The sequence below is a fragment of the Erwinia sp. V71 genome, assembly GCF_965644245.1.
GTDB lineage: Bacteria > Pseudomonadota > Gammaproteobacteria > Enterobacterales > Enterobacteriaceae > Erwinia.
Window position 1 is genome coordinate 33,459 of the sequence record NZ_CBFFRK010000013.1, and the last position, 20,700, is coordinate 54,158.

The window sequence follows — 20,700 nt, forward strand, 5'->3', positions numbered from 1 at the left end:
AATGCGTAAGCCACTAATCGTTGGATTAATTGTTGTGCTGGTGGTGCTCTACGCGTCACTGTTTGTGGTGCAGGAAGGCGAGCGCGGTATTGTACTGCGTTTCGGTAAAGTTCTGCGCGATGATGAAAATAAACCGCAGGTGTTTGCGCCAGGCCTGCACTTTAAGATCCCGTTCCTGGAATCTGTGAAGACACTGGATGCACGTACCCAGACCATGGATAACCAGGCAGATCGCTTTGTTACCAAAGAGAAGAAAGACCTGATCGTTGATTCTTACATCAAATGGCGCATCAGCGATTTCAGCCGCTATTACCTGGCAACTGGTGGTGGTGATGTGTCACAGGCGGAAGTGCTGCTGAAACGTAAGTTCAGCGACCGTCTGCGTTCTGAAATGGGTCGCCTGGATGTGAAAGATATCGTCACTGACTCGCGTGGTCGCCTGACGACTGATGTGCGTGATGCACTGAACACCGGTAGCGCAGGCAGCGATGATGAGATCGCCACCCCGGCGGCGGATGATGCCATTGCTTCAGCGGCGGCACGCGTTGAGCGTGAAACCAGCAGCAAAGAGCCGGCTATCAACCCGAACAGTATGGCGGCGCTGGGTATTCAGGTCGTTGACGTACGTATCAAGCAGATCAACCTGCCGACCGAAGTGTCTGACGCGATCTTTAACCGTATGCGCGCTGAGCGTGAAGCGGTAGCGCGTAGCCAGCGTTCACAGGGTCAGGAAGAGGCGGAAAAATTGCGTGCGACAGCGGATTACGAAGTGACCCGTACTCTGGCAGAAGCACAGCGTACCGCGCTGATCACCCGTGGTGAAGGCGATGCGGAAGCGGCGAAACTGTTTGCTAACGCATTCAGTCAGGACCCGGATTTCTATGCCTTTATCCGCAGCCTGCGCGCCTATGACAACAGCTTCGGCAGCAATCAGGATGTGATGGTGCTGAGCCCTGACAGCGATTTCTTCCGCTTTATGAAGTCGCCATCGACCTCAACACGTTAATTCATAACGATGTTATGCTAAAGGGCTGGAATGGTTTCCGGCCCTTTTTTATTGGATGACATATGAACTCGACTATTTTGCTGGCGCTGGCATTAGTTCTGGTGCTGGAAGGGCTTGGCCCGATGCTGTTACCGCGTGCCTGGCGCGGCATGATCCGCACCATGAGCCAGTTGCCTGACCACTTACTGCGCCGTTTTGGCGGTGGTCTGGTGGTGGCCGGGGTGGTGATTTACTACATGGTGAGCCGTCATCTGTCCTGAGTCACAGGTGGGCAAAAAAACTGCGCAAACGTGTGCTAAAAGTGCTGAAAGACAAAAATTACGATGGTAGAATCCATTTTTAAGCAATCGGTGATTTTGAAAAATGGGTAAGAACGTCGTCGTACTGGGCACCCAATGGGGTGACGAAGGTAAAGGTAAGATTGTTGACCTGCTGACTGAACGCGCGAAATACGTTGTGCGTTACCAGGGTGGTCATAACGCTGGCCATACGCTAGTCATCAACGGTGAAAAAACCGTCCTCCACTTAATTCCATCTGGCATCCTGCGTGAAAACGTCACCAGCATCATCGGCAACGGTGTTGTACTGTCGCCTGCTGCGCTGATGAAAGAGATGAAAGGCCTGGAAGAACGTGGTATCCCGGTACGTGAACGTCTGCTGCTGTCTGAAGCTTGTCCGCTGATCCTGCAGTACCATGTGGCGCTGGATGTGGCGCGTGAAAAAGCACGCGGTGCGAAAGCCATCGGCACCACCGGTCGCGGCATTGGCCCGGCTTACGAAGATAAAGTTGCACGTCGCGGTCTGCGCGTTGGCGACCTGTTTGATAAAGAAACCTTCGCCGCGAAGCTGAAAGAAGTGATGGAATACCATAACTTCCAGCTGGTGAACTACTACAAAGAAGAAGCGGTTGATTACGATACGGTTCTGAATGATGTGATGGCAATTGCCGACATCCTGACCGCGATGGTGGTTGACGTTTCTGAACTGCTGGATGGCGCGCGTAAGCGTGGCGACCTGGTGATGTTCGAAGGCGCGCAGGGCACGCTGCTGGATATCGACCACGGTACTTATCCGTATGTGACCTCTTCCAACACCACTGCAGGTGGCGTGGCGACCGGCTCCGGCCTGGGTCCACGTTACGTTGATTACGTGCTGGGTATCGTGAAAGCCTACTCTACCCGTGTGGGTGCAGGTCCATTCCCGACCGAACTGTTCGACGAAACCGGTGAATTCCTGTGTGCTAAAGGCAATGAGTTTGGCGCCACCACCGGCCGTCGTCGTCGTACCGGCTGGCTGGATGCGGTCGCGGTGCGTCGTGCAGTACAGATCAACTCCCTGTCTGGTTTCTGCATGACCAAACTGGACGTGCTGGATGGTCTGGACGAAGTGAAGATCTGTGTCGCTTACCGTATGCCGGATGGCCGCGAAGTGACCACCACGCCACTGGCGGCGGAAGGCTGGGAAGGCATTGAGCCAATCTATGAATCCTTGCCAGGCTGGAAAGAGAACACCTTTGGCGTGAAGAGCCTTGATGGCCTGCCACAGGCGGCGCGCGATTACATCAAGCGCGTTGAAGAAGTGACCGGTGTGCCGATTGATATTATTTCTACCGGCCCGGATCGCAGTGAAACTATGATTCTGCGCGACCCGTTTGACGCATAATCTCACTACTCAGGCCGGACGATGTCCGGCCTTTGTCTGCTCGTTGCTTCCTGCCTGTTTTCGTTCAGTTATCACCCCTTGTTTAAAAAATTGCCCTGAAATACCGCGGGCTGGTTTATCATCATCTAAAGAAATTGCATCAGAGCGGATGATGCCAGTCGGTGATCCACTGAGGTACATGTGCAGCTAACCAGTTTTACAGATTACGGCCTGCGTGCGCTGATTTATATGGCGTCGCTTCCCGATGACCGGATGACCAGTATTACTGAAGTGAGTGAGACCTATAATGTCTCGCGTAATCATATGGTTAAAATTATCAACCAGCTGAGCCGCTGCGGTTATGTCGCGGCGGTGCGGGGTAAAAATGGCGGTATCCGGCTGGGGAAACCTGCCGAAGAGATCGTTATTGGTCAGGTTGTACGTGAAATGGAACCGTTGCAGCTGGTGAATTGCAGCCATGAGTTTTGTCATATCACCTCCGCCTGTCGCCTGAAGCAGGCGCTGTACGACGCCGTGCAGTGTTTTCTGCGTGAGCTGGACAAATACACCCTCGCAGACCTCGTGGAAGATAACCACCCGCTCTATAAATTACTGCTGACGGACCCGCCGTCACTCAGCAGTCGCTGACACCGGAGGAACCGAAATGTCACAAGATCCTTTTCAGGAAAGAGAAGCTGAAAAATACGAAAACCCGATTCCCAGCCGTGAATTTATTCTCACGCACTTAGATAAACGCGAAAAACCGGCCAGCCGTGAAGAGCTGGCCGTTGAGCTGGGAATTAGCGGTGAAGAACAACTGGAAGCACTGCGCCGTCGTCTGCGCGCGATGGAGCGTGACGGACAGCTGGTGTTTACCCGCCGTCAATGCTACGCCCTGCCGGAACGCCTCGATCTGCTGCGCGGTAAAGTGATTGGTCACCGCGATGGCTTTGGCTTTTTGCGCATTGAAGGCCAGAAAGACGATCTTTATCTCTCCGCTGAGCAGATGAAGATGTGCATGCACGGCGATGTGATCCTTGCTCAGGCAATGGGCGCTGACCGCAAAGGCCGCCGTGAAGCGCGCGTGGTGCGCGTGCTGGAACCGCGTAACAGCCAGATTGTTGGCCGCTACTTTACCGAGTCTGGCGTGGGCTTTGTGGTGCCGGACGACAGCCGTCTGAGCTTTGATATTCTGATCCCGCCTGAGCACATTATGGGCTCACGCATGGGGTCGGTGGTAGTGGTTGACCTGCAGCAGCGCCCGACGCGCCGCAGTAAAGCGATTGGCCATATCATTGAAATTCTTGGCGATAATATGGGCACTGGCCTGGCCGTGGAAATGGCGCTGCGCACCCATGATATCCCGTCGGGCTGGCCGGATCAGGTAGAAGCCGAAGTGGCGCACCTGAGCGAAGAAGTGCCGGAAGAGGCGAAAGTCGGACGTGTCGATCTGCGCGATCTGCCGCTGGTCACCATTGATGGTGAAGACGCACGCGATTTCGATGATGCGGTGTACTGCGAGAAAAAACGCGGTGGCGGCTGGCGCCTGTGGGTAGCGATTGCGGATGTCAGCTACTACGTGCGTCCTGGCAGTGCGCTGGATACTGAAGCGGTTAACCGTGGTACGTCGGTATACTTCCCGTCGCAGGTGGTGCCAATGCTGCCGGAGATCCTGTCGAATGGTCTGTGCTCGCTGAACCCGCAGGTGGATCGCCTGTGTATGGTATGCGAGATGACCATTTCCGCGCAGGGTAAACTCACCGGCTATAAACACTATGAAGCGGTGATGCGTTCCCATGCGCGTCTGACATACACCAAGGTGTGGCATATCCTTGATGGCGAACAGGCGCTACGTGAGCAGTACCATACGCAGGTTCCGCATCTCGAAGAGCTGTACAGCATGTATAAAGTGCTGGAGCAGGCGCGTGCCCAGCGCGGCGGTATCTCCTTCGAAACGGAAGAACCGAAGTTTATTTTCAATGCGGAACGCCGTATTGAACGCATCGAGCACACCGTGCGTAACGATGCGCATAAGCTGATTGAAGAGTGCATGATCCTCGCCAACATCGCCTCGGCACGTTTTGTTGAAAAGCATAACGAACCGGCACTGTTTCGCGATCACGATCGCCCAAGCGATGACAGCATCACCAGTTTCCGTACCGTACTGAGCGAGCTGGGCCTGTCACTGCCAGGTGGCGCGAAACCACAGCCGCTGGATTATGCCGAACTGCTGGAGCAGATCGCCGATCGTCCCGATCACGAGATGCTGCAGACTATGCTGCTGCGTTCCATGAAACAGGCGGTCTACGATCCGGAAAACCGTGGTCACTTCGGTCTGGCGCTGGCGTCCTACGCCCACTTTACGTCGCCGATCCGTCGTTATCCTGATCTGCTGTTGCACCGTGCGATCAAATATCTGCTGGCGCGTGAAGCGGGCACGCTGGTGGGCAATACCACGCCGACCGGTGGCTATCACTACGAACTGAATGAGATGCTGCAACTGGGTCAGCACTGCTCGATGACCGAACGCCGTGCTGATGAAGCCACGCGTGATGTTGCCGACTGGCTGAAGTGCGACTTTATGCAGGATCAGGTGGGGCAGACCTTTACCGGTGTCATCTCCAGCGTGGCCGGTTTCGGTTTCTTTGTGCGTCTGATCGATCTGTTTATCGACGGTCTGGTGCATGTTTCCACCCTCGACAACGACTACTATCGTTTCGATGCGGTTGGTCAGCGCCTGATTGGTGAATCCAGCGGCCAGACATATCGCCTGGGCGATACTGTGGAAGTGCGTGTGGATGCGGTGCATATGGACGAGCGCAAGATTGATTTCGCATTGATCTCCAGCAGCCGTAAACCGCGTGGCGCAGGCAAAACTGAGCGTGACCGGGCGAAAAACGGTGAAGCGAAGAATGCCGGCAAGCGTCGTCAGATGCGTAAAGGGGTGAACTTCGAACCGGACAGCGCTTTCCGCAGCGATAAACCGCGTCCGGGCAAAGCGAAAAGCACCGGCAAAGCGAAAAAGGGCGGTAAAGCGCGCAGTGGGGGGCAGGTCGCTGAAGCTGAGGTGAAAGCGCAGAGCGACACGAAAGTGAAAAGTGACGCTAAAGCGAAAAAAACCAAAACTCCATCGGCGAAAACCCGTAAAATCGCCGCCGCGACTAAAGCGAAACGTGCGTCGAAAAAGAAAACTGTCGAGAACAGCTGATTTACGCCGTGATCGTCCCTTCCCTCGTTTGGCCGAAGCTTGTTTTGGCCCGTCAGGGCGAACCACTGGGATGCGGTTCGTAAACGTCAGGGTGGGGGAGCCGGCGACACTGGCGCTGATGGTTCCCCCACCCCAGCCCTTCCTCATGTTATGAGGAAGGGGGTAAAAAATATATTAATCATTGAGTTAACGACATGAGTGAAATTGTTTTTGGTATCCACGCCGTGCAGGCGATGCTGGAGCGCGATCCGCAGCGTTTTCAGGAAGTGTTTATTCTGAAAGGACGTGACGATCGTCGTTTGCAGCCGTTGATCAAGGCGCTGGAAGCCCAGGGGATTGTCATTCAGCTGGCAAGCCGTCAGTGGCTGGACAGCAAAGTCGAAGGTGGCGTGCATCAGGGTATCGTGGCGCACGTGAAGGGCGGTCGCCAGTATCAGGAAAACGATCTGCCGGATCTGCTTGCCAGTCTGGATCAGCCATTCCTGCTGATTCTCGATGGCGTCACCGACCCGCATAACCTTGGCGCCTGCCTGCGTAGTGCCGATGCGGCCGGTGTGCATGCGGTGATTGTCCCGCGCGATCGTTCCGCGCAACTGAATTCCACGGCGAAAAAAGTGGCCTGTGGCGCAGCGGAAAGTGTACCGCTGATCCGGGTGACTAACCTCGTGCGCACCATGCGTCTGCTGCAGGAATCTAACGTCTGGATCGTCGGTACGGCGGGTGAAGCCGATCACCATCTGTATCAGAGCAAAATGACCGGCCCGATGGCGCTGGTGATGGGCGCAGAAGGTGAAGGTATGCGCCGTCTGACGCGCGAACACTGCGATGAGCTGATCAGCATTCCGATGGCGGGCAGTGTGTCCTCACTGAACGTGTCAGTGGCAACCGGTATCTGTCTGTTTGAGGCAGTACGCCAGCGCAGCAGCAAGTAATCCTCTCCGGGGCGTGACCGCGCCCCGAAAATCCTGTCATTTTTCGGCACTTTTTCCCCGACGTCGCATACTTGTTAGTAAAAAAACAGGGAGGCGAATATGTCCTGGGATACGCATACCGTTTTTAATCAGCCACGTCCGCTGAATAACAGTAATCTGTTTCTCTCTGATACGCCGCTGCGCGAAGCGCTGGTGCGTGAAGGCGCAGGCTGGGATGTGGAACTGCAGGCGTCGGTTGGTCAGCAACTCGGTAGCGCAGAGTCGCTGGAACTGGGGCGGCTGGCTAACGCTGCACCGCCGGAATTGCTGCGCTATGACAGTCGCGGTGAGCGCATTGATGACGTGCGCTTTCACCCCGCCTGGCATGTGCTGATGCAGGGACTGTGTGCCAACCGCGTGCATAACCTCTGCTGGCAGAGTGATGCCAGCCCTGGCGCCCTGGTGGCGCGTGCCGCGCGTTTTATCCTGCATGCGCAGGTCGAAGCCGGCACGCTGTGCCCGGTTACCATGACCTTTGGCGCGATTCCGCTGTTACAGCAAAGCCTGCCAGCGTCATTTCACGACTGGCTGCCGGGCCTGCTGTCCGACCGCTACGATCCCCATCAGCAACCTGCGCCACAGAAACAGGGTTTACTGATTGGTATGGGGATGACCGAAAAACAGGGCGGCACCGATGTGCTGAGCAATACTACGCGCGCCGAACCGCTGGCGGCTCGCGGTGCGGGCGAGATTTATCAGCTTACCGGCCATAAATGGTTTTTCTCGGTGCCGCAAAGTGATGCGCATCTGGTGCTGGCGCAGGCCAAAGGCGGGTTGAGCTGTTTCATGCTGCCACGCCTGTTGCCGGACGGCAGCCGTAATGCGATTCGCATTGAGCGCCTGAAAGACAAGCTGGGCAACCGCGCCAATGCCAGCAGCGAAGTCGAGTTCTGCCATGCTAGCGGCTGGTTGCTGGGCGAAGAGGGTGAAGGCGTGCGACAGATCCTGAAAATGGGCGGCCATACCCGTTTTGACTGTGCGCTTGGCAGCCACGGCCTGATGCGGCGCGCCTTGTCGGTGGCGCTGTACCACGCCCATCAGCGGCAGGTGATGGGGCGTAATCTGGTCGATCAGCCGCTTATGCGTCAGGTGCTCAGTGCGCAGGCGTTACAGCTGGAAGGGCAGACCGCTCTGTTGCTGCGGCTGGCGCGTGCCTGGTCACAACCTCAGGATGAGATGCAGCGTGCCTTTAGCCGCCTGTTCACCCCGGCGGCGAAATATGTCATCTGCCAAAGTGGCATACCCTTTGTCGCCGAAGCGATGGAAATCCTCGGGGGTATTGGCTATTGCGAAGAGAGTGAGTTACCGCGCCTGTATCGCGAAATGCCGGTCAACAGCATCTGGGAAGGTTCGGGCAATGTGATGTGTCTCGATGTCCTGCGCGTGCTGAACAAGCAGCCGGGCGTGATGGAGATGCTGCAGATGGAATTCGACGCGGTAAAAGGCATCAGCCGGCCATTTGAACGCTGCTGGCGGCAGCTGAAATTGCGCCTGCGTCATCCGCTGGAAGCGCAGGCGCGTGATATCACCACGCAGCTGTTTCAGCTGGCGGTGGCCGCGCAGGTGCTGAAACACCTTGAGCCGCCGCTGGCAGATGCCTGGTGTTGCCAGATGCTGGATACCCGTGGTGCCAGCACGCTGAGCGAGGACAACTGCGCGCGCTTACTGTTGCGTGCCACCGGTGGCTGATGCCGTGCCGTACAGCGTTGCGGTGCCGTACCAGACGCCCGGAATCACCGTTTCGCTGATCATAATGATGTGATAATAGGGCGCACCTGCTGCGTTCGCCTGCGCAGCCAGTGCCCGCTCGGCATCATCCGGCGAACCGCGTTCGGTGGCGGTGATATTCGCCAGTTTGGTCAGCGTCATACTCTGGGCGCGGTTAATCTGCTGCGCCTGTGGACCGGGTGCGGGAGGCGGTTGTGGCGTGGTGCGAAAAGCGCTGCAGCCAGTCAGCAGCAGCGCCAGAAGAAGATAAGTGATACGACGCATCAGGGATTCTCCGGTCGGGGATGGCATCAGTGTACGCCATCCCCGCCAAAGTGTTAGCCCTTGAGTGTGAATACGCTCACTAAATGGTTGAGATGATGACCTTTCTGGCTCAGCTCTGCGGCCGTCTGCTCAGAACGCGCCACCATTTCGGTGTTGTGATGCGTCGCCTGACCAATCTGCGACATCGCCACGTTCACCTGGTTGATACCGGCTGACTGCTCATGCGAGGCAACATCGATCTCGCCCATCAGCGCTTTCACCTGCTCCATGCGGCTGACGATATTATCCATCGCCGTGCGCGTTTGTTCCGACAGATGATGACCTTCCGTCACTTTACTGATCGAATCCTCAATCAGGGTATCAATCTCTTTCGCCGCCTGCGCACTGCGCTGCGCCAGCGCACGCACTTCGGCGGCAACCACCGCAAAGCCTTTGCCATGTTCACCCGCACGCGCCGCTTCCACCGCCGCGTTCAGTGCCAGAATATTGGTCTGGAAGGCAATCGATTCAATCACATGGGTGATTTCCACAATGCTCTGCGAGGAGACTTTAATCGCCGACATGGTGCTGACCGAACGGGTCACGGTATCGCCACCGTGCTCGACTGCATCCGCCGCTTCGGCAACCAGTTTCAGCGCCTGCGAGACGTTGTCCGCATTCTGCTCTACTGTCGCGCCCAGCTGTTCCATACTGGCGGAAGTCTCTTCCACGCTGCTGGCTTGTTGCACGATCTGCTCGCTGATGTTGCTGCTGCTGGCGGCGATTTCGTCGGTGCCCTGACTGATCTCTTCCGCTGCGTGACGCACCTGCGCCACAATGCGCTCCAGCCCGTCGCCGATGCCGTTAATTGCGTGAATCAGCTGGCCGACTTCGTCCTGACGCTGAGTCTCCAGCGTTGAACGCAGATCGCCTGCGGCATAGTGCTGTGCCAGTTCAATCACCTGCTGCAGCGGTTTGCTTAACCAGCGGCGGGTAATCCAGACAAAGCTGAGAGCAAACACCAGTACCAGCGCCGCGCCTGCCAGCAGGAAGGCGTTACGTGTAGCGTTAATCGGTGCCAGCAGACTGGCTTCACTGACTTCACCGGCAATCACCCAGTTCCAGCCGGGAAGCTGCTGCCAGGCAATGATCTCGGTTTCGCCCTGCTGATTAACAATGCGCATGGTGCCCTGTTTTTCCTGCAACAGGCGCTGCTGGTCTTCGGCAGCCCAGTCCGGCTTTTTGCCTTCCAGTGTTTTATGGAACAGATATTGTCCCTGGGCTGCGCCTGGCGCGCCATTGATCACACTAAAGTAGCCGCTGTCACCGAGCGTTTTATTCAGCACTTTTTCGCGCATCAGCTGGAACTGAGAGGTGATATCGACACCGACAAACAGGATGCCAATGATCTCGCCTGCATCGTTTTTCACTGGCTGATACTGGGTGATATAGCGCTTACCAAACAGCATCGCCAGACCGCGGTAAGTTTCACCCTTGTTTGCCAGCGCCCACGCCGGGCTGGTGCGATCCAGTTTGGTGCCCATGGCGCGGGTGCCATCTTCTTTACGCAATGAGGTGGCGATACGAATGTAATCGTCCCCTCTGCGCACAAAAATGGTGGAAATAGCGCCGGTGCGTTCGAGGAAGTCATCGACCGAGACTTCATCGAGGTTGAGTGATTTCAGCCCCGCGCGTAAGGTGGGGGTGGATTCACTGCCCACGGTGACCATCGTTGAATCATCGCGGGTAAATTTTTTCGGCAGAAAGCTCTGGAAAAGCCTGGTGTAATTGGTCACTTCCTCACTTAACGTGGCATTAAACATACCGGCCATATCGCCAATACCGGCGACCTGGTTCTGCATATTCCCCAGTGTTAAGTTTTGCAGCTGTTTTGCAGCGTTATGAGTCAATGACAGCGTGAGAATAAGAAACAGCACAGCCACGCTAAACGACGTCATTACAGACAGCTTTACTCCCAAGCTCCATTTGCTGAGTGAAAGACGTTTCATGGTTTTACCTTATAAGTTTTAAAAAGCAGGTGATGCCTCAGTGGTTCAATTGAGGTGTTGCAGTACGAATAACGGCAACGGGTGGTCAATATTTACCCCAATAACCATGTGGTTAATGAATTATTTTTAATTGTAATAATAACTATTCGCAACAACTGTCTGGTGAGGGTGAAATGATCGAGATTGTGACGGAGTCATTTGCGGAAATTGAGTGTCTGCACGCCGCGCCAGCCGGGCGGCGCGGCGTGCCACTGCCGACGGTGGTGTTTTATCACGGCTTTACCTCATCGAAAGAGGTGTACTCTTACTTTGCTGTCGCGCTGGCACAGGCCGGATTTCGCGTGGTGATGCCGGATGCTGAGCAGCATGGTTCGCGTTATCACGGTGATGCTGAATACCTGCTGGGGCATTTCTGGGAAATTTTGCGCCAGAATATTGATGAGCTGCCGTCGCTGGAAGCGGCGCTGCGTCAGGCCGGGCTGGTGGAAGCGGCGCGTTTTGCTGTGGCGGGCGCATCGATGGGCGGGATGACGGCGCTGGGCATTATGGCGCGTAATCCACAGGTGAAGAGCGTGGCTTGTCTGATGGGTTCCGGTTATTTCAGCACGCTCAGCCAGACCCTGTTCCCGCCTTTTGTCGCGCAGACGGCAGATCGAGCTGCGCGACTGGCGCCGCTGGCGGATTATGATGTCAGCCATCAGCTGGCAAAACTGGCGGATCGTCCACTGCTGTTATGGCATGGCGATGCCGATGATGTGGTGCCCGCAGCGGAGACGTTGCGGCTGGAACAGGCGCTGCGGGCGGCGTCGCTGGACAGCAACCTGACCTTTCTGACCGAGGCCGGGGTAGGGCACCGCATTACGCCGCCAGCATTAAGTGCGGTTGTCACCTTCTTTACGCATCATCTGTGAGATTTAATTGCGGCTGTGGCTTGAGTTTGCGCGGAGACGTCAGTATGATTACGCGTCAATTTTTCAGCCGTACTTAAAAACGTTCCTTGCTTCCATGGGCCACGGCTGACCCTGACAGGAGGCTGAATAATCCGTAAGGAGCAAATTCGATGCGTCATTACGAAATCGTATTTATGGTTCACCCTGACCAAAGCGAACAGGTTCCTGGCATGATCGAGCGTTACACTGGTGCTATCACTGGTGCACAGGGCACGATCCACCGCCTGGAAGACTGGGGCCGTCGTCAGCTGGCTTACCCGATCAACAAACTGCACAAAGCTCACTACGTTCTGCTGAACGTTGAAGCTCCGCAGGAAGTGATCGATGAGCTGGAAACTAACTTCCGCTTCAACGACGCCGTTATTCGCAGCATGGTTATGCGCGTTAAGCACGCGGTTACCGAAGCATCTCCGATGGTTAAAGCGAAAGACGAACGCCGTGAGCGTCGCGACGAGTATGCTAGCGAAACCTCTGATGATGCAGATGCTGGGGATTCTGAAGAGTAATTGACCGTGACGGTTAATCGGCTGAGTCTGTCCGGCACAGTGTGCAAGACACCGGTTCGAAAAGTTAGCCCGTCAGGTATTCCACACTGCCAGTTTGTGCTTGAGCACCGCTCGCAGCAGGAAGAAGCCGGATTTTACCGGCAAGCCTGGTGTCGTATGCCCGTTATTATTAGTGGCGCGACGCATCAGGACATTACTCAAAGTATAACGGTCGGCACGCAACTCACTGTTTCAGGTTTTATTAGCTGCCATCAAGGGCGCAATGGCCTGAGCAAGATTGTGTTACATGCCGAGCAGATTGAATTGATAGATTCTGGAGACTAGCCAAATGGCACGTTATTTCCGTCGTCGCAAGTTCTGCCGTTTCACCGCGGAAGGCGTTCAAGAGATCGATTATAAAGATATCGCAACGCTGAAAAACTACATCACTGAAAGCGGTAAGATTGTACCGAGCCGTATCACCGGTACTCGCGCAAAATACCAGCGTCAGCTGGCTCGTGCTATCAAGCGCGCGCGTTACCTGTCTCTGCTGCCGTACACTGATCGTCATCAGTAATCGGCAACTGTCCATATAACGACTTTAAGAGGATAAGGTAATGCAAGTTATTCTGCTTGATAAAGTAGCAAACCTGGGCGGCCTGGGTGATCAGGTTAACGTTAAAGCGGGCTACGCTCGTAACTTCCTGGTTCCACAGGGTAAAGCTGTTCCTGCTACCAAGAAAAACGTTGAGTTCTTCGAAGCACGCCGTGCAGAACTGGAAGCTAAACTGGCTGACGTTCTGGCTGCTGCCAATGCACGCGCTGAGAAAATCAACGCACTGGGCACCGTTACCGTCGCGTCTAAATCAGGCGACGAAGGTAAACTGTTCGGTTCCATCGGTACCCGCGACATCGCTGATGCTGTAACTGCAGCTGGCGTTGAAGTGGCTAAGAGCGAAGTTCGTCTGCCGAACGGCGTTCTGCGCACCACCGGTGAGCACGAAGTGGACTTCCAGGTTCACAGCGAAGTATTCGCGAAACTGATCGTGAATGTAGTTGCTGAATAATTTTATTCAGTAAATGCAGAAACGCCGGCCTTAGGGTCGGCGTTTTTGTTTGTGGAGGAATGTCGTCGGGTTGAATGATATCGCTGTTGCGACCACCTCACGCTGGATTAGCCCCTTCCCCCACCCTGACCAGTAAAGACTATTGCGCGCGGATAAACGTGCCATCCGGCTGGCGGGTAAACAGAATCGGGCCGCTACTGCTGTCGACGGTTAATCCGGTGACCACACCGCTGGCATTCAGCCGTATTTTCACACTCTGCCCGTTACGTAAGTTACTCAGCGGCTTATCGTCACCTTCCACCTGTGCCATGGCAAACACATCGCCCACTGGCAGGTTATTGTCGCGGAACAGCTGCGCCAGCGTCTGACCAGATGACACCTGATAATTGCGCCATTGTCCCTGTGCGTCCGCTGAAGGTGGTGGTGGGGCGCTGGTCTGCTGCTGTGGAGCGTTCTGGTTATTATCATACAGTTCCGCCTGTAGCGGCACTTCAGTCGCCGCACCGCTGCGTAGTGGCGGTGGCGTGGGTGCATTGCTTTGCGGCGCAGGCCAGAGAAACGCCAGCAGCATCACCAGCAGGGCCGCAATGATGCCACGGCGATGGGCGGGTGGGAGCGGATCCATCCAGCTGACGTCATCGGCAAGGTGCCAGACTTTACTCAGCCACTGTTTGCCGCGTGATGAAGCTCCTTCAGACATCATCTCCTCCTCCTGACGCGCATCACGCGCTGATGGTTTGCGATTTGCCATCCACATTCTCAGTACCGGATGGTAAAACGGCTGGCGCTTCCTGCGCTGAGGGGCAATTCTCCCCATGGATATAACCTCGTTAACCCGGACGTCTGGCTGTACAGGCATCGTTCAGTATCGACTAACAAATATAGTCTGCTAACTGTTTGATGTAAAAAGCACAAGCCAGAAGCGTGACCTTAAGGGCGTAATTAATTTAGCTTAGGGCTATTGTTTCTGTTTCTGCGGCAAATGTCATTACTGGAACAGGAGATTTTACCCTCAGGCCACACACTGTTATGCTCTGCCTTTCGATTGAACAATGATGAAAGGAAAATCCATGACAACCCCTTCTTTTGACAGCGTGGAAGCGCAAGCAAGTTACGGTATCGGTTTACAGGTTGGCCAGCAGCTGCTGGAATCTGGTTTGCAGGGTCTGCAACCAGAAGCCCTGCTGGCAGGTCTGCGCGATGCGCTGGAAGGGAATGCGCCAGCTGTGCCGGTTGATGTGGTGCACCGTGCGCTGCGTGAAGTACATGAGCGTGCTGATGCGGTACGTCGTGAGCGTCAGCAGGAGATGGCGGCAGCGGGTGTGAAATTCCTTGAAGACAACCTGAAGCGTGAAGGCGTGAGCAGCACCGAGTCTGGCCTGCAGTTCAGCGTGATCACTCAGGGTGAAGGTGCGATCCCTTCACGTCAGGATCGTGTACGTGTGCACTACACCGGTAAACTGATCGACGGCACCGTGTTCGACAGCTCCGTGCAGCGTGGTGAGCCAGCAGAATTCCCGGTCAGCGGCGTGATCGCAGGCTGGATCGAAGCGCTGACGCTGATGCCGGTTGGTTCTAAATGGGAACTGGTGATTCCACACAACCTGGCCTACGGTGAGCGTGGTGCCGGTGCCTCTATTCCGCCACTGAGCACCCTGATCTTCGAAGTTGAGCTGTTAGAGATTCTGTAATCTCTGTTGCCTGATGACTGCCCCTTTGCTGACGGGGCGTCATGACCTCCTTCCCCCGCGTGCGGGGGAAGGTCGGGATGGGGGAATTGCGGGCACTGGGCCTGTTGTTCCCCCTCCGCAGCAGTGACTCGCCTTTACCGCGCTAAATTCACACTCCAGATCGCAAACCCTGTCTCATCGCTCCCCTTCGCTGTCATCGGATACTGCGCATGCTGCTGAATAAACGCCGTCGCTTTTTCCGTTGGCGCGGTTTCAAAACGCAGATCCAGCTTCGTGTCCGTCGCCACAGGTGCCAGTCGCCAGTTGTTATCCGCCTGCGGCTTCACTTCGCCATGAGCCTTGCTCTGGGCGCTGATATAGGCCGCCACCACGGAGCGATTCTCGTCCGGTGAAGCAAACGCCACATACTGCTCGCCAGTACCCGCAAACTTCGCGCCATAAGCACGGTAGTTATTGGTGGCAACCAGGAAAGTGGCGGCAGGATCAACCGCTTTGCCCTGATATGTCAGCTGCTTAATACGTGAAGCATTCGGGTTAATCAGCTTGCATTCGGCGTCATAGCGCGCGGGCTGGGTGATATCGATCTGGTAATTCACCCCGTCGATGACATCGAAATTGTAGGTACGGAAATCCCAGTTAATCAGTGCCTGCGGTTGCGTGCTGTGAGCATCGATCTGGTTAAACTGCCCGGCGGCGCACTCCAGCCACTCTTTCACCTGCTGGCCGCTGACTTTCATCACCACCAGTGTATTCGGATAGAGATAGAGATCGGCGGCATTACGGAAGGTCAGCTGGCCTTTTTCCACTTCGACATAACTGGCAGGATCGTTCTTACGACCGCCAGCCTTGAACGGCGCGGCGGCGGACAGCACCGGTAACTGCGCTAAATCAGGATCGCCCTGAATAAAGTGCTTCACGTAGTCGGTCTGCGCGTTATTGACGATCTGCACTGTAGGATCGTCCTGCACCAGCGACAGGTAGCTGTACATCACATCCGCAGAGCGGCCAATCGGTTTGGCGACAAACTCGCGTGTGGCGCGATGATCATCCGCCAGCACTTTTACCAGCGCCGGATCTTCCGCCGCCAGTGATTTCTTCGCTGCCGTGTCATAGATCGGACGCGCCTGCGCGCGGGCGCTGCTCACCTGCCATTTACCGTTCTGGTTATCCAGCACCAGATCAACCACGCCGAGATGGTCGCCCCACATGCCGGGCATCACTGCCGGAATACCGTTAATCGTGCCCTGCTGAATATCGGCACCTTTAATTGCCGCAAACTCTTTGCCCGGGAACACGGCATGGGCGTGACCGAACATAATCGCGTCGATGCCCGGTACCTGGCTGAGGTAGTACACTGAGTTTTCCGCCAGCGCTTTATACGGCTCGCTGGAGAGGCCGGAGTGGGGGATGGCGACGACAATATCCGCGCCCTGCTGTCGCATCTCCGGCACCAGCTTGCGGGCGGTTTCGGTGATGTCGTTAACCGTCACTTTGCCCTGCAGGTTGGTTTTGTCCCACACCATAATCTGTGGCGGTACAAAGCCGATATAGCCAATTTTTATCTGATGGGTTTTACCGTCGCGGTCAGTGACTTCGCGCGGTTCAATCAGGTAAGGGGTAAACAGCGGTTTGCCGGTTTTGCTGTCGATGACGTTGGCATTGATATAAGGGAACCGTGCACCGCTGATGGCTTTATGCAGGTAGTCGAGGCCGTAATTAAACTCATGATTACCGAGGTTGCCGACGCTGTAATCGAGCGTGTTCAGCGCCTTATACACCGGGTGGATCTCACCGGCTTTCAGCCCCTTTGCCGCCATATAATCACCGAGCGGACTGCCCTGAATGATGTCGCCATTATCGACCAGCACGCTGTTTTTGCTCTCTTTACGTGCGGCATCAATCAGGGTGGCGGTACGCACCAGACCGAACTTTTCCGTCGGGGTATCTTTGTAGTAATCGAAGTCCATCATATTACTGTGCAGATCGGTGGTTTCCAGTATTCGCAAATCGACCGTTGCCGCATTAAGGCTGCTGGCAACCAGTAACGCCAGCAGTGTCAGACCAGATTTCAGCATCACATTCTCCTGTCAGTGATTACGCCCGTTTATGAATCAGGATCTCAGATTACCGTGCAAAGGTTACGCTTAATCTCACAAAGTTGTGAACTGTAACGGAAAATTAACCCGGTCTGGCGGATGAAAAACAGTAAGCCTGCTGGCAGTCATTACGTTATGCTGTTGGGTATCGCCATGACAAAGCAAAGCATGAGGTGACGAATGTTAGAACAAATTTGCCAGCTGTCCCGTGACGCGGGTGCGGCGATTATGACGGTTTATAACGATCAGGCGCCGCTGGATGTTGAACGCAAATCCGATGATTCGCCGGTGACCGCTGCGGATATCGCCGCGCATAAGGTGATTGTGCAGGGGCTGTGCGCCCTGACGCCGGACGTGCCGGTGCTTTCGGAAGAAGATCCGCCAGGCTGGGACGTGCGTCAGCACTGGCAGCGTTACTGGCTGGTCGATCCACTGGATGGCACCAAAGAGTTTATCAAGCGTAACGGTGAATTTACCGTCAATATCGCGTTGATCGAGCAGGGTAAACCGGTGCTGGGCGTGGTGTATGCACCGGCAATGGATGTGCTGTACGCGGCGGCGGACGGCAAGGCCTGGAAAGAAGAGGGCGGCCATAAAGTGCAGATCCATGTCCGTGATGCCCGCCCGCCACTGGTGGTGATTAGCCGTTCTCATGCCAGTTCTGATGAGGAACTGAAAGAGTATCTGAAGCAGATGGGGGAGCATCAGACCGTTTCCATCGGCTCATCGCTGAAATTCTGCCTGGTGGCGGAAGGGAAAGCACAGCTCTATCCACGTTTTGGGCCGACCAATATCTGGGATACCGGCGCGGGGCATGCGGTGGCGATTGCCGCGGGCGCGCATGTTCATGACTGGCACGGTCAGACGCTGGACTACGCGCCACGCGAGTCATTCCTTAACCCGGGATTCCGCGTCTCCATTTTCTGATCGTTATCCCATCCGCTCACTTTGCGACTAAAGATGTGGCGAAGGCGACCGATATAAGAGTTACTGTGGATAAACAGTAACTGACTGATATGCCATGCTGCTGGTGAGACGGACGGTATGGCATCCATGAGCAGGTGTCCACGGACACCTGCTCATCAGTCTGTCATACAGCAAAGGATGCTGGCGGTTACTGCAGCAATTTATGCAGTAACCCGATGACCTGCTTCACTTCATCCTGTGTGAGTGCGCCATCTTTGGCAAAACGCACTTCTCCCTGTTTATCCAGCACGATAATCGCCGATCCTGCATCGTCCAGTCCCCAGGCGTTTTTCGCTGCGCCGTAGCTGTCGACAATAAACTGCGACCACGGGTACTGCTTTTTATTGCTCTCGATACTGCTGCGCACAAACATGCCAGTACCGGGGATGGCGTCATCGGTATTAACGATGGTGGTGGTCTGATAGCGATCATGCGGCAGTTGTGCGGCTTTGATGGCCTCAATCAGCGCAGCGTTTTTCTCTTTGGCGGAGGAGCGCCCGGCGATGTGCTGGATAACGCGCACTTTGCCGGACAACTGGGCACTGTTCCATTTCTGGTAGCTGAATTCATCCTGCTGCCAGATCAGTTCTCCCCGGTCAGCAATACCGACAGGGGCGACACGCTGACCCTCGATAAAGTTATGGGAAAAGGCGGAAAAAGGTAGCAGCAGGGACAGTAAAAGGGTGAAAAAACGGGCAGTTAACATAGGCGCTCCATTACAGGCAGGTGATCCGACCACTTATTCATGTTTCTGCAATGATAAGCGTGGAATATGCGTCTGTCGCGCCGGGTTGCCAGCTTTGCGGCATGCAGCACAAATCCCTGTTGAATGAAGGTTTATACTGAATAGCCATATTGATGTAACATACTATTCTGTAATGTTGTGTAAGTTCAGTAAAAAAAGTCGCTTTTCGGAACAATCGAAGAACAGGCTGGTCTATAGTTAACAGGAATTTGCGCTTCAGTGGTTCGTGCCAAATTTGGCAACGGCGAGGCGTAGTGGACTTAAACCCTCAGGAGTTATAACAGAATGAAAATATTCCAGCGTTACAACCCACTGCAGGTGGCGAAGTACGTAAAGACGCTGTTCAAAGGAAGGTTGTACATTAAGGACGTTGGCGCGTTTGAGTTTGATAAGGGGAAGATCCTTATGCCGCGCATTAAGGACAAACAGCATTTCAGCGTGATGTCCGAAGTCAATCGCCAGGTGCTACGTCTGCAAACTGAGTTTAATTAACCGGCTCAGTGACCTGAAACATTAAGGGCGCGATCATCGCGCCCTTTTTGTTGCTTAATCCTGCGTTTCCGCCTCTGTCGCTTTGGCCGGATGCAGTGCCGATGCCGGGCGTTCATCGATGCGGGTTACCAGCAGCTGGTCGATGCGGTAACTGTCGATATCCACTACTTCAAACTTGTAGCCGGCAAACTTCACAAAGTCGGTACGTTTCGGGATCTTGCGCAGCATATACATCATAAAGCCGCCAATAGTCTCGTAGTTGTCGGAATGAGGGAACTCGTTGATGCTCAGTGCGCGCATCACATCTTCAATCGGTGTACCGCCTTCCACCAGCCACGAGTTTTCATCACGCGCCACGATCTGCTCTTCCATTCCCTGACCGACCAGGTCGCCCATCAGCGTGGTCATCACATCATTAAGCGTGATAATACCGACCACCAGCGCATACTCGTTCATGATCACCGCGAAGTCTTCGCCTGCGGTTTTAAAGCTTTCCAGCGCTTCGGAGAGGGTCAGCGTGTCCGGCACAATCAGTGCAGAACGAATCTGCACGCCGCTGCTGAGGGTCATGCTCTGGTTGCCCAGTACGCGCAGCAGCAGCTCTTTTGAGTCGACATAGCCAATGATATGGTCGATATCTTCGTTGCACACCAGGAACTTCGAATGCGGATGCTGGGCGATTTTCGCCTTCAGGCTGGCTTCATCTTCATGCAAATCAAACCAGACGATATTCTCGCGCGAGGTCATGGAAGAGGGCACGGTGCGTGATTCGAGTTCAAACACGTTCTCAATCAGCTCATGTTCCTGCTTACGCAGCACCCCGGCCAGCGCACCGGCTTCCACGACCGCGTAAATATCATCAGAGGTGATATCGTCTTTACGCACCATCGGAATTTTAAACAGGCGGAAAATCATATTCGCCATGCCGTTAAAGAACCACACCAGAGGGCGGAAGACGAACAGGCAGAAGCGCATCGGATTGATAATGCGCAACGCGATGGCTTCTGGCGCAATCATGCCGATACGTTTTGGCGTCAGATCTGCGAACAGGATAAAGAAGCTGGTCACCAGAGTGAACGAGCAGATAAAGCTCAGCTGTTCCGCCAGCTCTGGCGACATCACCCGTACCAGCAGGGTGTAAAACGCGGGCGAGAATGCGGCGTCACCGACAATACCGCCGAGAATCGCGACGGCGTTCAGGCCAATCTGCACCACGGTAAAGAACATGCCAGGGGTTTCCTGCATCTTCATCACATGCATGGCGTTGATGTTGCCTTCATCGGCTAATAACTTCAGTTTAATTTTGCGTGCAGCGGCCAGCGAAATCTCCGACAGGGAGAAAAACGAACTGATCGCAATCAGCACTAATATGACAAGCAGGCTATCTAACATAGAATTTCCG

The 20,700-nt window shown here is 55.1% G+C and carries 21 protein-coding genes; 15 read left to right on the forward strand and 6 right to left on the reverse strand.

What is annotated here, in order from left to right; genetic code table 11:
* Position 1: 1 nt before the first annotated feature.
* The 7 genes from hflC to ACSZO1_RS05085 all read left to right on the forward strand — a co-directional run bounded on the left by hflC (position 2) and on the right by ACSZO1_RS05085 (position 8,515).
* Positions 2-1,006: a protease modulator HflC gene (gene hflC / locus ACSZO1_RS05055; RefSeq protein WP_437610157.1), complete on the forward strand. Its 1,005-nt coding sequence runs from the start codon at positions 2-4 to the stop codon at positions 1,004-1,006.
* 62 nt (positions 1,007-1,068) lie between these two features.
* Positions 1,069-1,266 carry a DUF2065 family protein gene (locus ACSZO1_RS05060; RefSeq protein WP_437610159.1) on the forward strand — a complete coding sequence of 66 codons (198 nt, stop codon included), beginning with the start codon at positions 1,069-1,071 and terminating at the stop codon, positions 1,264-1,266.
* 103 nt (positions 1,267-1,369) lie between these two features.
* Positions 1,370-2,668 (forward strand): adenylosuccinate synthase, encoded by a 1,299-nt coding sequence (locus ACSZO1_RS05065; RefSeq protein ID WP_437610161.1) that lies wholly within the window; start codon positions 1,370-1,372, stop codon positions 2,666-2,668.
* Positions 2,669-2,848: 180 nt separating this feature from the next.
* Positions 2,849-3,295: a nitric oxide-sensing transcriptional repressor NsrR gene (gene nsrR, locus ACSZO1_RS05070; RefSeq protein WP_437610163.1), complete on the forward strand. Its 447-nt coding sequence runs from the start codon at positions 2,849-2,851 to the stop codon at positions 3,293-3,295.
* Positions 3,296-3,311: 16 nt separating this feature from the next.
* Positions 3,312-5,855 (forward strand): ribonuclease R, encoded by a 2,544-nt coding sequence (rnr, locus tag ACSZO1_RS05075; protein WP_437610165.1) that lies wholly within the window; start codon positions 3,312-3,314, stop codon positions 5,853-5,855.
* 194 nt (positions 5,856-6,049) lie between these two features.
* Positions 6,050-6,787, forward strand: a complete 738-nt coding sequence (rlmB, locus tag ACSZO1_RS05080) for a 23S rRNA (guanosine(2251)-2'-O)-methyltransferase RlmB (RefSeq protein WP_437610166.1) — start codon at positions 6,050-6,052, stop codon at positions 6,785-6,787.
* A 99-nt stretch (positions 6,788-6,886) separates the two neighbouring features.
* On the forward strand, positions 6,887-8,515 hold the full coding sequence (locus ACSZO1_RS05085; RefSeq protein WP_437610168.1) for an isovaleryl-CoA dehydrogenase: 1,629 nt from the start codon (positions 6,887-6,889) through the stop codon (positions 8,513-8,515).
* Here ACSZO1_RS05085 and bsmA read toward each other — a convergent pair.
* Together bsmA and ACSZO1_RS05095 are read right to left on the reverse strand one after the other, a co-directional pair.
* Entirely contained in the window at positions 8,489-8,818 is a 330-nt protein-coding gene (bsmA, locus tag ACSZO1_RS05090) for a biofilm peroxide resistance protein BsmA (RefSeq protein ID WP_437610210.1), read from the reverse strand. The genes ACSZO1_RS05085 and bsmA overlap by 27 nt on opposite strands.
* A gap of 53 nt (positions 8,819-8,871) precedes the next feature.
* Positions 8,872-10,806, reverse strand: a complete 1,935-nt coding sequence (locus tag ACSZO1_RS05095) for a methyl-accepting chemotaxis protein (RefSeq protein WP_437610170.1) — start codon at positions 10,804-10,806, stop codon at positions 8,872-8,874.
* Between the two features lie 173 nt (positions 10,807-10,979).
* Here ACSZO1_RS05095 and yjfP point away from each other — a divergent pair, with 173 nt between their 5' ends.
* The 5 genes from yjfP (at position 10,980) to rplI (ending at position 13,308) form a co-directional block, all read left to right on the forward strand.
* The gene (yjfP, locus tag ACSZO1_RS05100; protein WP_437610172.1) at positions 10,980-11,717 is read left to right on the forward strand and encodes an esterase; all 738 of its coding nucleotides are present in this window, start codon (positions 10,980-10,982) and stop codon (positions 11,715-11,717) included.
* 149 nt (positions 11,718-11,866) lie between these two features.
* Positions 11,867-12,262, forward strand: coding sequence for a 30S ribosomal protein S6 (rpsF, locus tag ACSZO1_RS05105; protein WP_437610174.1), 396 nt, complete (start codon positions 11,867-11,869; stop codon positions 12,260-12,262).
* 6 nt (positions 12,263-12,268) lie between these two features.
* Positions 12,269-12,586 (forward strand): primosomal replication protein N, encoded by a 318-nt coding sequence (gene priB, locus ACSZO1_RS05110; RefSeq protein ID WP_437610212.1) that lies wholly within the window; start codon positions 12,269-12,271, stop codon positions 12,584-12,586.
* A 4-nt stretch (positions 12,587-12,590) separates the two neighbouring features.
* Positions 12,591-12,818, forward strand: coding sequence for a 30S ribosomal protein S18 (gene rpsR, locus ACSZO1_RS05115; RefSeq protein WP_000135199.1), 228 nt, complete (start codon positions 12,591-12,593; stop codon positions 12,816-12,818).
* Positions 12,819-12,858: 40 nt separating this feature from the next.
* A complete protein-coding gene (gene rplI, locus ACSZO1_RS05120; protein ID WP_437610176.1) occupies positions 12,859-13,308 on the forward strand; it encodes a 50S ribosomal protein L9 in 450 nt (149 codons plus the stop codon).
* Positions 13,309-13,447: 139 nt separating this feature from the next.
* Here the strand turns inward: rplI and ACSZO1_RS05125 are convergent, their stop codons facing one another.
* Positions 13,448-14,011: an OapA family protein gene (locus tag ACSZO1_RS05125; protein ID WP_437610214.1), complete on the reverse strand. Its 564-nt coding sequence runs from the start codon at positions 14,009-14,011 to the stop codon at positions 13,448-13,450.
* A 367-nt stretch (positions 14,012-14,378) separates the two neighbouring features.
* Between ACSZO1_RS05125 and fklB the strand changes: the two genes are divergently transcribed.
* The gene (fklB, locus tag ACSZO1_RS05130; RefSeq protein WP_437610178.1) at positions 14,379-14,999 is read left to right on the forward strand and encodes an FKBP-type peptidyl-prolyl cis-trans isomerase; all 621 of its coding nucleotides are present in this window, start codon (positions 14,379-14,381) and stop codon (positions 14,997-14,999) included.
* Between the two features lie 134 nt (positions 15,000-15,133).
* Here the strand turns inward: fklB and ACSZO1_RS05135 are convergent, their stop codons facing one another.
* Positions 15,134-17,074: a bifunctional 2',3'-cyclic-nucleotide 2'-phosphodiesterase/3'-nucleotidase gene (locus ACSZO1_RS05135; RefSeq protein ID WP_437610180.1), complete on the reverse strand. Its 1,941-nt coding sequence runs from the start codon at positions 17,072-17,074 to the stop codon at positions 15,134-15,136.
* A 201-nt stretch (positions 17,075-17,275) separates the two neighbouring features.
* Between ACSZO1_RS05135 and cysQ the strand changes: the two genes are divergently transcribed.
* Complete coding sequence (gene cysQ, locus ACSZO1_RS05140; RefSeq protein ID WP_437610182.1) at positions 17,276-18,022, forward strand: 3'(2'),5'-bisphosphate nucleotidase CysQ; 747 nt, start codon at positions 17,276-17,278, stop codon at positions 18,020-18,022.
* 187 nt (positions 18,023-18,209) lie between these two features.
* Here the strand turns inward: cysQ and ACSZO1_RS05145 are convergent, their stop codons facing one another.
* Positions 18,210-18,767 (reverse strand): YtfJ family protein, encoded by a 558-nt coding sequence (locus ACSZO1_RS05145; RefSeq protein ID WP_437610184.1) that lies wholly within the window; start codon positions 18,765-18,767, stop codon positions 18,210-18,212.
* Positions 18,768-19,091: 324 nt separating this feature from the next.
* Between ACSZO1_RS05145 and ACSZO1_RS05150 the strand changes: the two genes are divergently transcribed.
* Positions 19,092-19,298 carry a DUF1107 domain-containing protein gene (locus ACSZO1_RS05150; protein ID WP_437610186.1) on the forward strand — a complete coding sequence of 69 codons (207 nt, stop codon included), beginning with the start codon at positions 19,092-19,094 and terminating at the stop codon, positions 19,296-19,298.
* Between the two features lie 54 nt (positions 19,299-19,352).
* On the opposite strand, the gene ACSZO1_RS05155 is transcribed toward ACSZO1_RS05150, so the two are convergent.
* Positions 19,353-20,690 (reverse strand): hemolysin family protein, encoded by a 1,338-nt coding sequence (locus ACSZO1_RS05155; protein ID WP_437610188.1) that lies wholly within the window; start codon positions 20,688-20,690, stop codon positions 19,353-19,355.
* Positions 20,691-20,700 lie beyond the last annotated feature (10 nt).

What these genes read in the sequence shown, in the direction of transcription:
- hflC (WP_437610157.1), top strand. Translation starts at nt 2, where the DNA reads ATGCGTAAGCCACTAATCGTTGGATTAATTGTTGTGCTGGTGGTGCTC.
- ACSZO1_RS05060 (WP_437610159.1), top strand. Translation starts at nt 1,069, where the DNA reads ATGAACTCGACTATTTTGCTGGCGCTGGCATTAGTTCTGGTGCTGGAA.
- ACSZO1_RS05065 (WP_437610161.1), top strand. Translation starts at nt 1,370, where the DNA reads ATGGGTAAGAACGTCGTCGTACTGGGCACCCAATGGGGTGACGAAGGT.
- rnr (WP_437610165.1), top strand. Translation starts at nt 3,312, where the DNA reads ATGTCACAAGATCCTTTTCAGGAAAGAGAAGCTGAAAAATACGAAAAC.
- rlmB (WP_437610166.1), top strand. Translation starts at nt 6,050, where the DNA reads ATGAGTGAAATTGTTTTTGGTATCCACGCCGTGCAGGCGATGCTGGAG.
- ACSZO1_RS05085 (WP_437610168.1), top strand. Translation starts at nt 6,887, where the DNA reads ATGTCCTGGGATACGCATACCGTTTTTAATCAGCCACGTCCGCTGAAT.
- bsmA (WP_437610210.1), bottom strand. Translation starts at nt 8,818, where the DNA reads ATGCGTCGTATCACTTATCTTCTTCTGGCGCTGCTGCTGACTGGCTGC.
- ACSZO1_RS05095 (WP_437610170.1), bottom strand. Translation starts at nt 10,806, where the DNA reads ATGAAACGTCTTTCACTCAGCAAATGGAGCTTGGGAGTAAAGCTGTCT.
- yjfP (WP_437610172.1), top strand. Translation starts at nt 10,980, where the DNA reads ATGATCGAGATTGTGACGGAGTCATTTGCGGAAATTGAGTGTCTGCAC.
- rpsF (WP_437610174.1), top strand. Translation starts at nt 11,867, where the DNA reads ATGCGTCATTACGAAATCGTATTTATGGTTCACCCTGACCAAAGCGAA.
- rpsR (WP_000135199.1), top strand. Translation starts at nt 12,591, where the DNA reads ATGGCACGTTATTTCCGTCGTCGCAAGTTCTGCCGTTTCACCGCGGAA.
- rplI (WP_437610176.1), top strand. Translation starts at nt 12,859, where the DNA reads ATGCAAGTTATTCTGCTTGATAAAGTAGCAAACCTGGGCGGCCTGGGT.
- ACSZO1_RS05125 (WP_437610214.1), bottom strand. Translation starts at nt 14,011, where the DNA reads ATGATGTCTGAAGGAGCTTCATCACGCGGCAAACAGTGGCTGAGTAAA.
- fklB (WP_437610178.1), top strand. Translation starts at nt 14,379, where the DNA reads ATGACAACCCCTTCTTTTGACAGCGTGGAAGCGCAAGCAAGTTACGGT.
- ACSZO1_RS05135 (WP_437610180.1), bottom strand. Translation starts at nt 17,074, where the DNA reads ATGCTGAAATCTGGTCTGACACTGCTGGCGTTACTGGTTGCCAGCAGC.
- cysQ (WP_437610182.1), top strand. Translation starts at nt 17,276, where the DNA reads ATGTTAGAACAAATTTGCCAGCTGTCCCGTGACGCGGGTGCGGCGATT.
- ACSZO1_RS05145 (WP_437610184.1), bottom strand. Translation starts at nt 18,767, where the DNA reads ATGTTAACTGCCCGTTTTTTCACCCTTTTACTGTCCCTGCTGCTACCT.
- ACSZO1_RS05150 (WP_437610186.1), top strand. Translation starts at nt 19,092, where the DNA reads ATGAAAATATTCCAGCGTTACAACCCACTGCAGGTGGCGAAGTACGTA.
- ACSZO1_RS05155 (WP_437610188.1), bottom strand. Translation starts at nt 20,690, where the DNA reads ATGTTAGATAGCCTGCTTGTCATATTAGTGCTGATTGCGATCAGTTCG.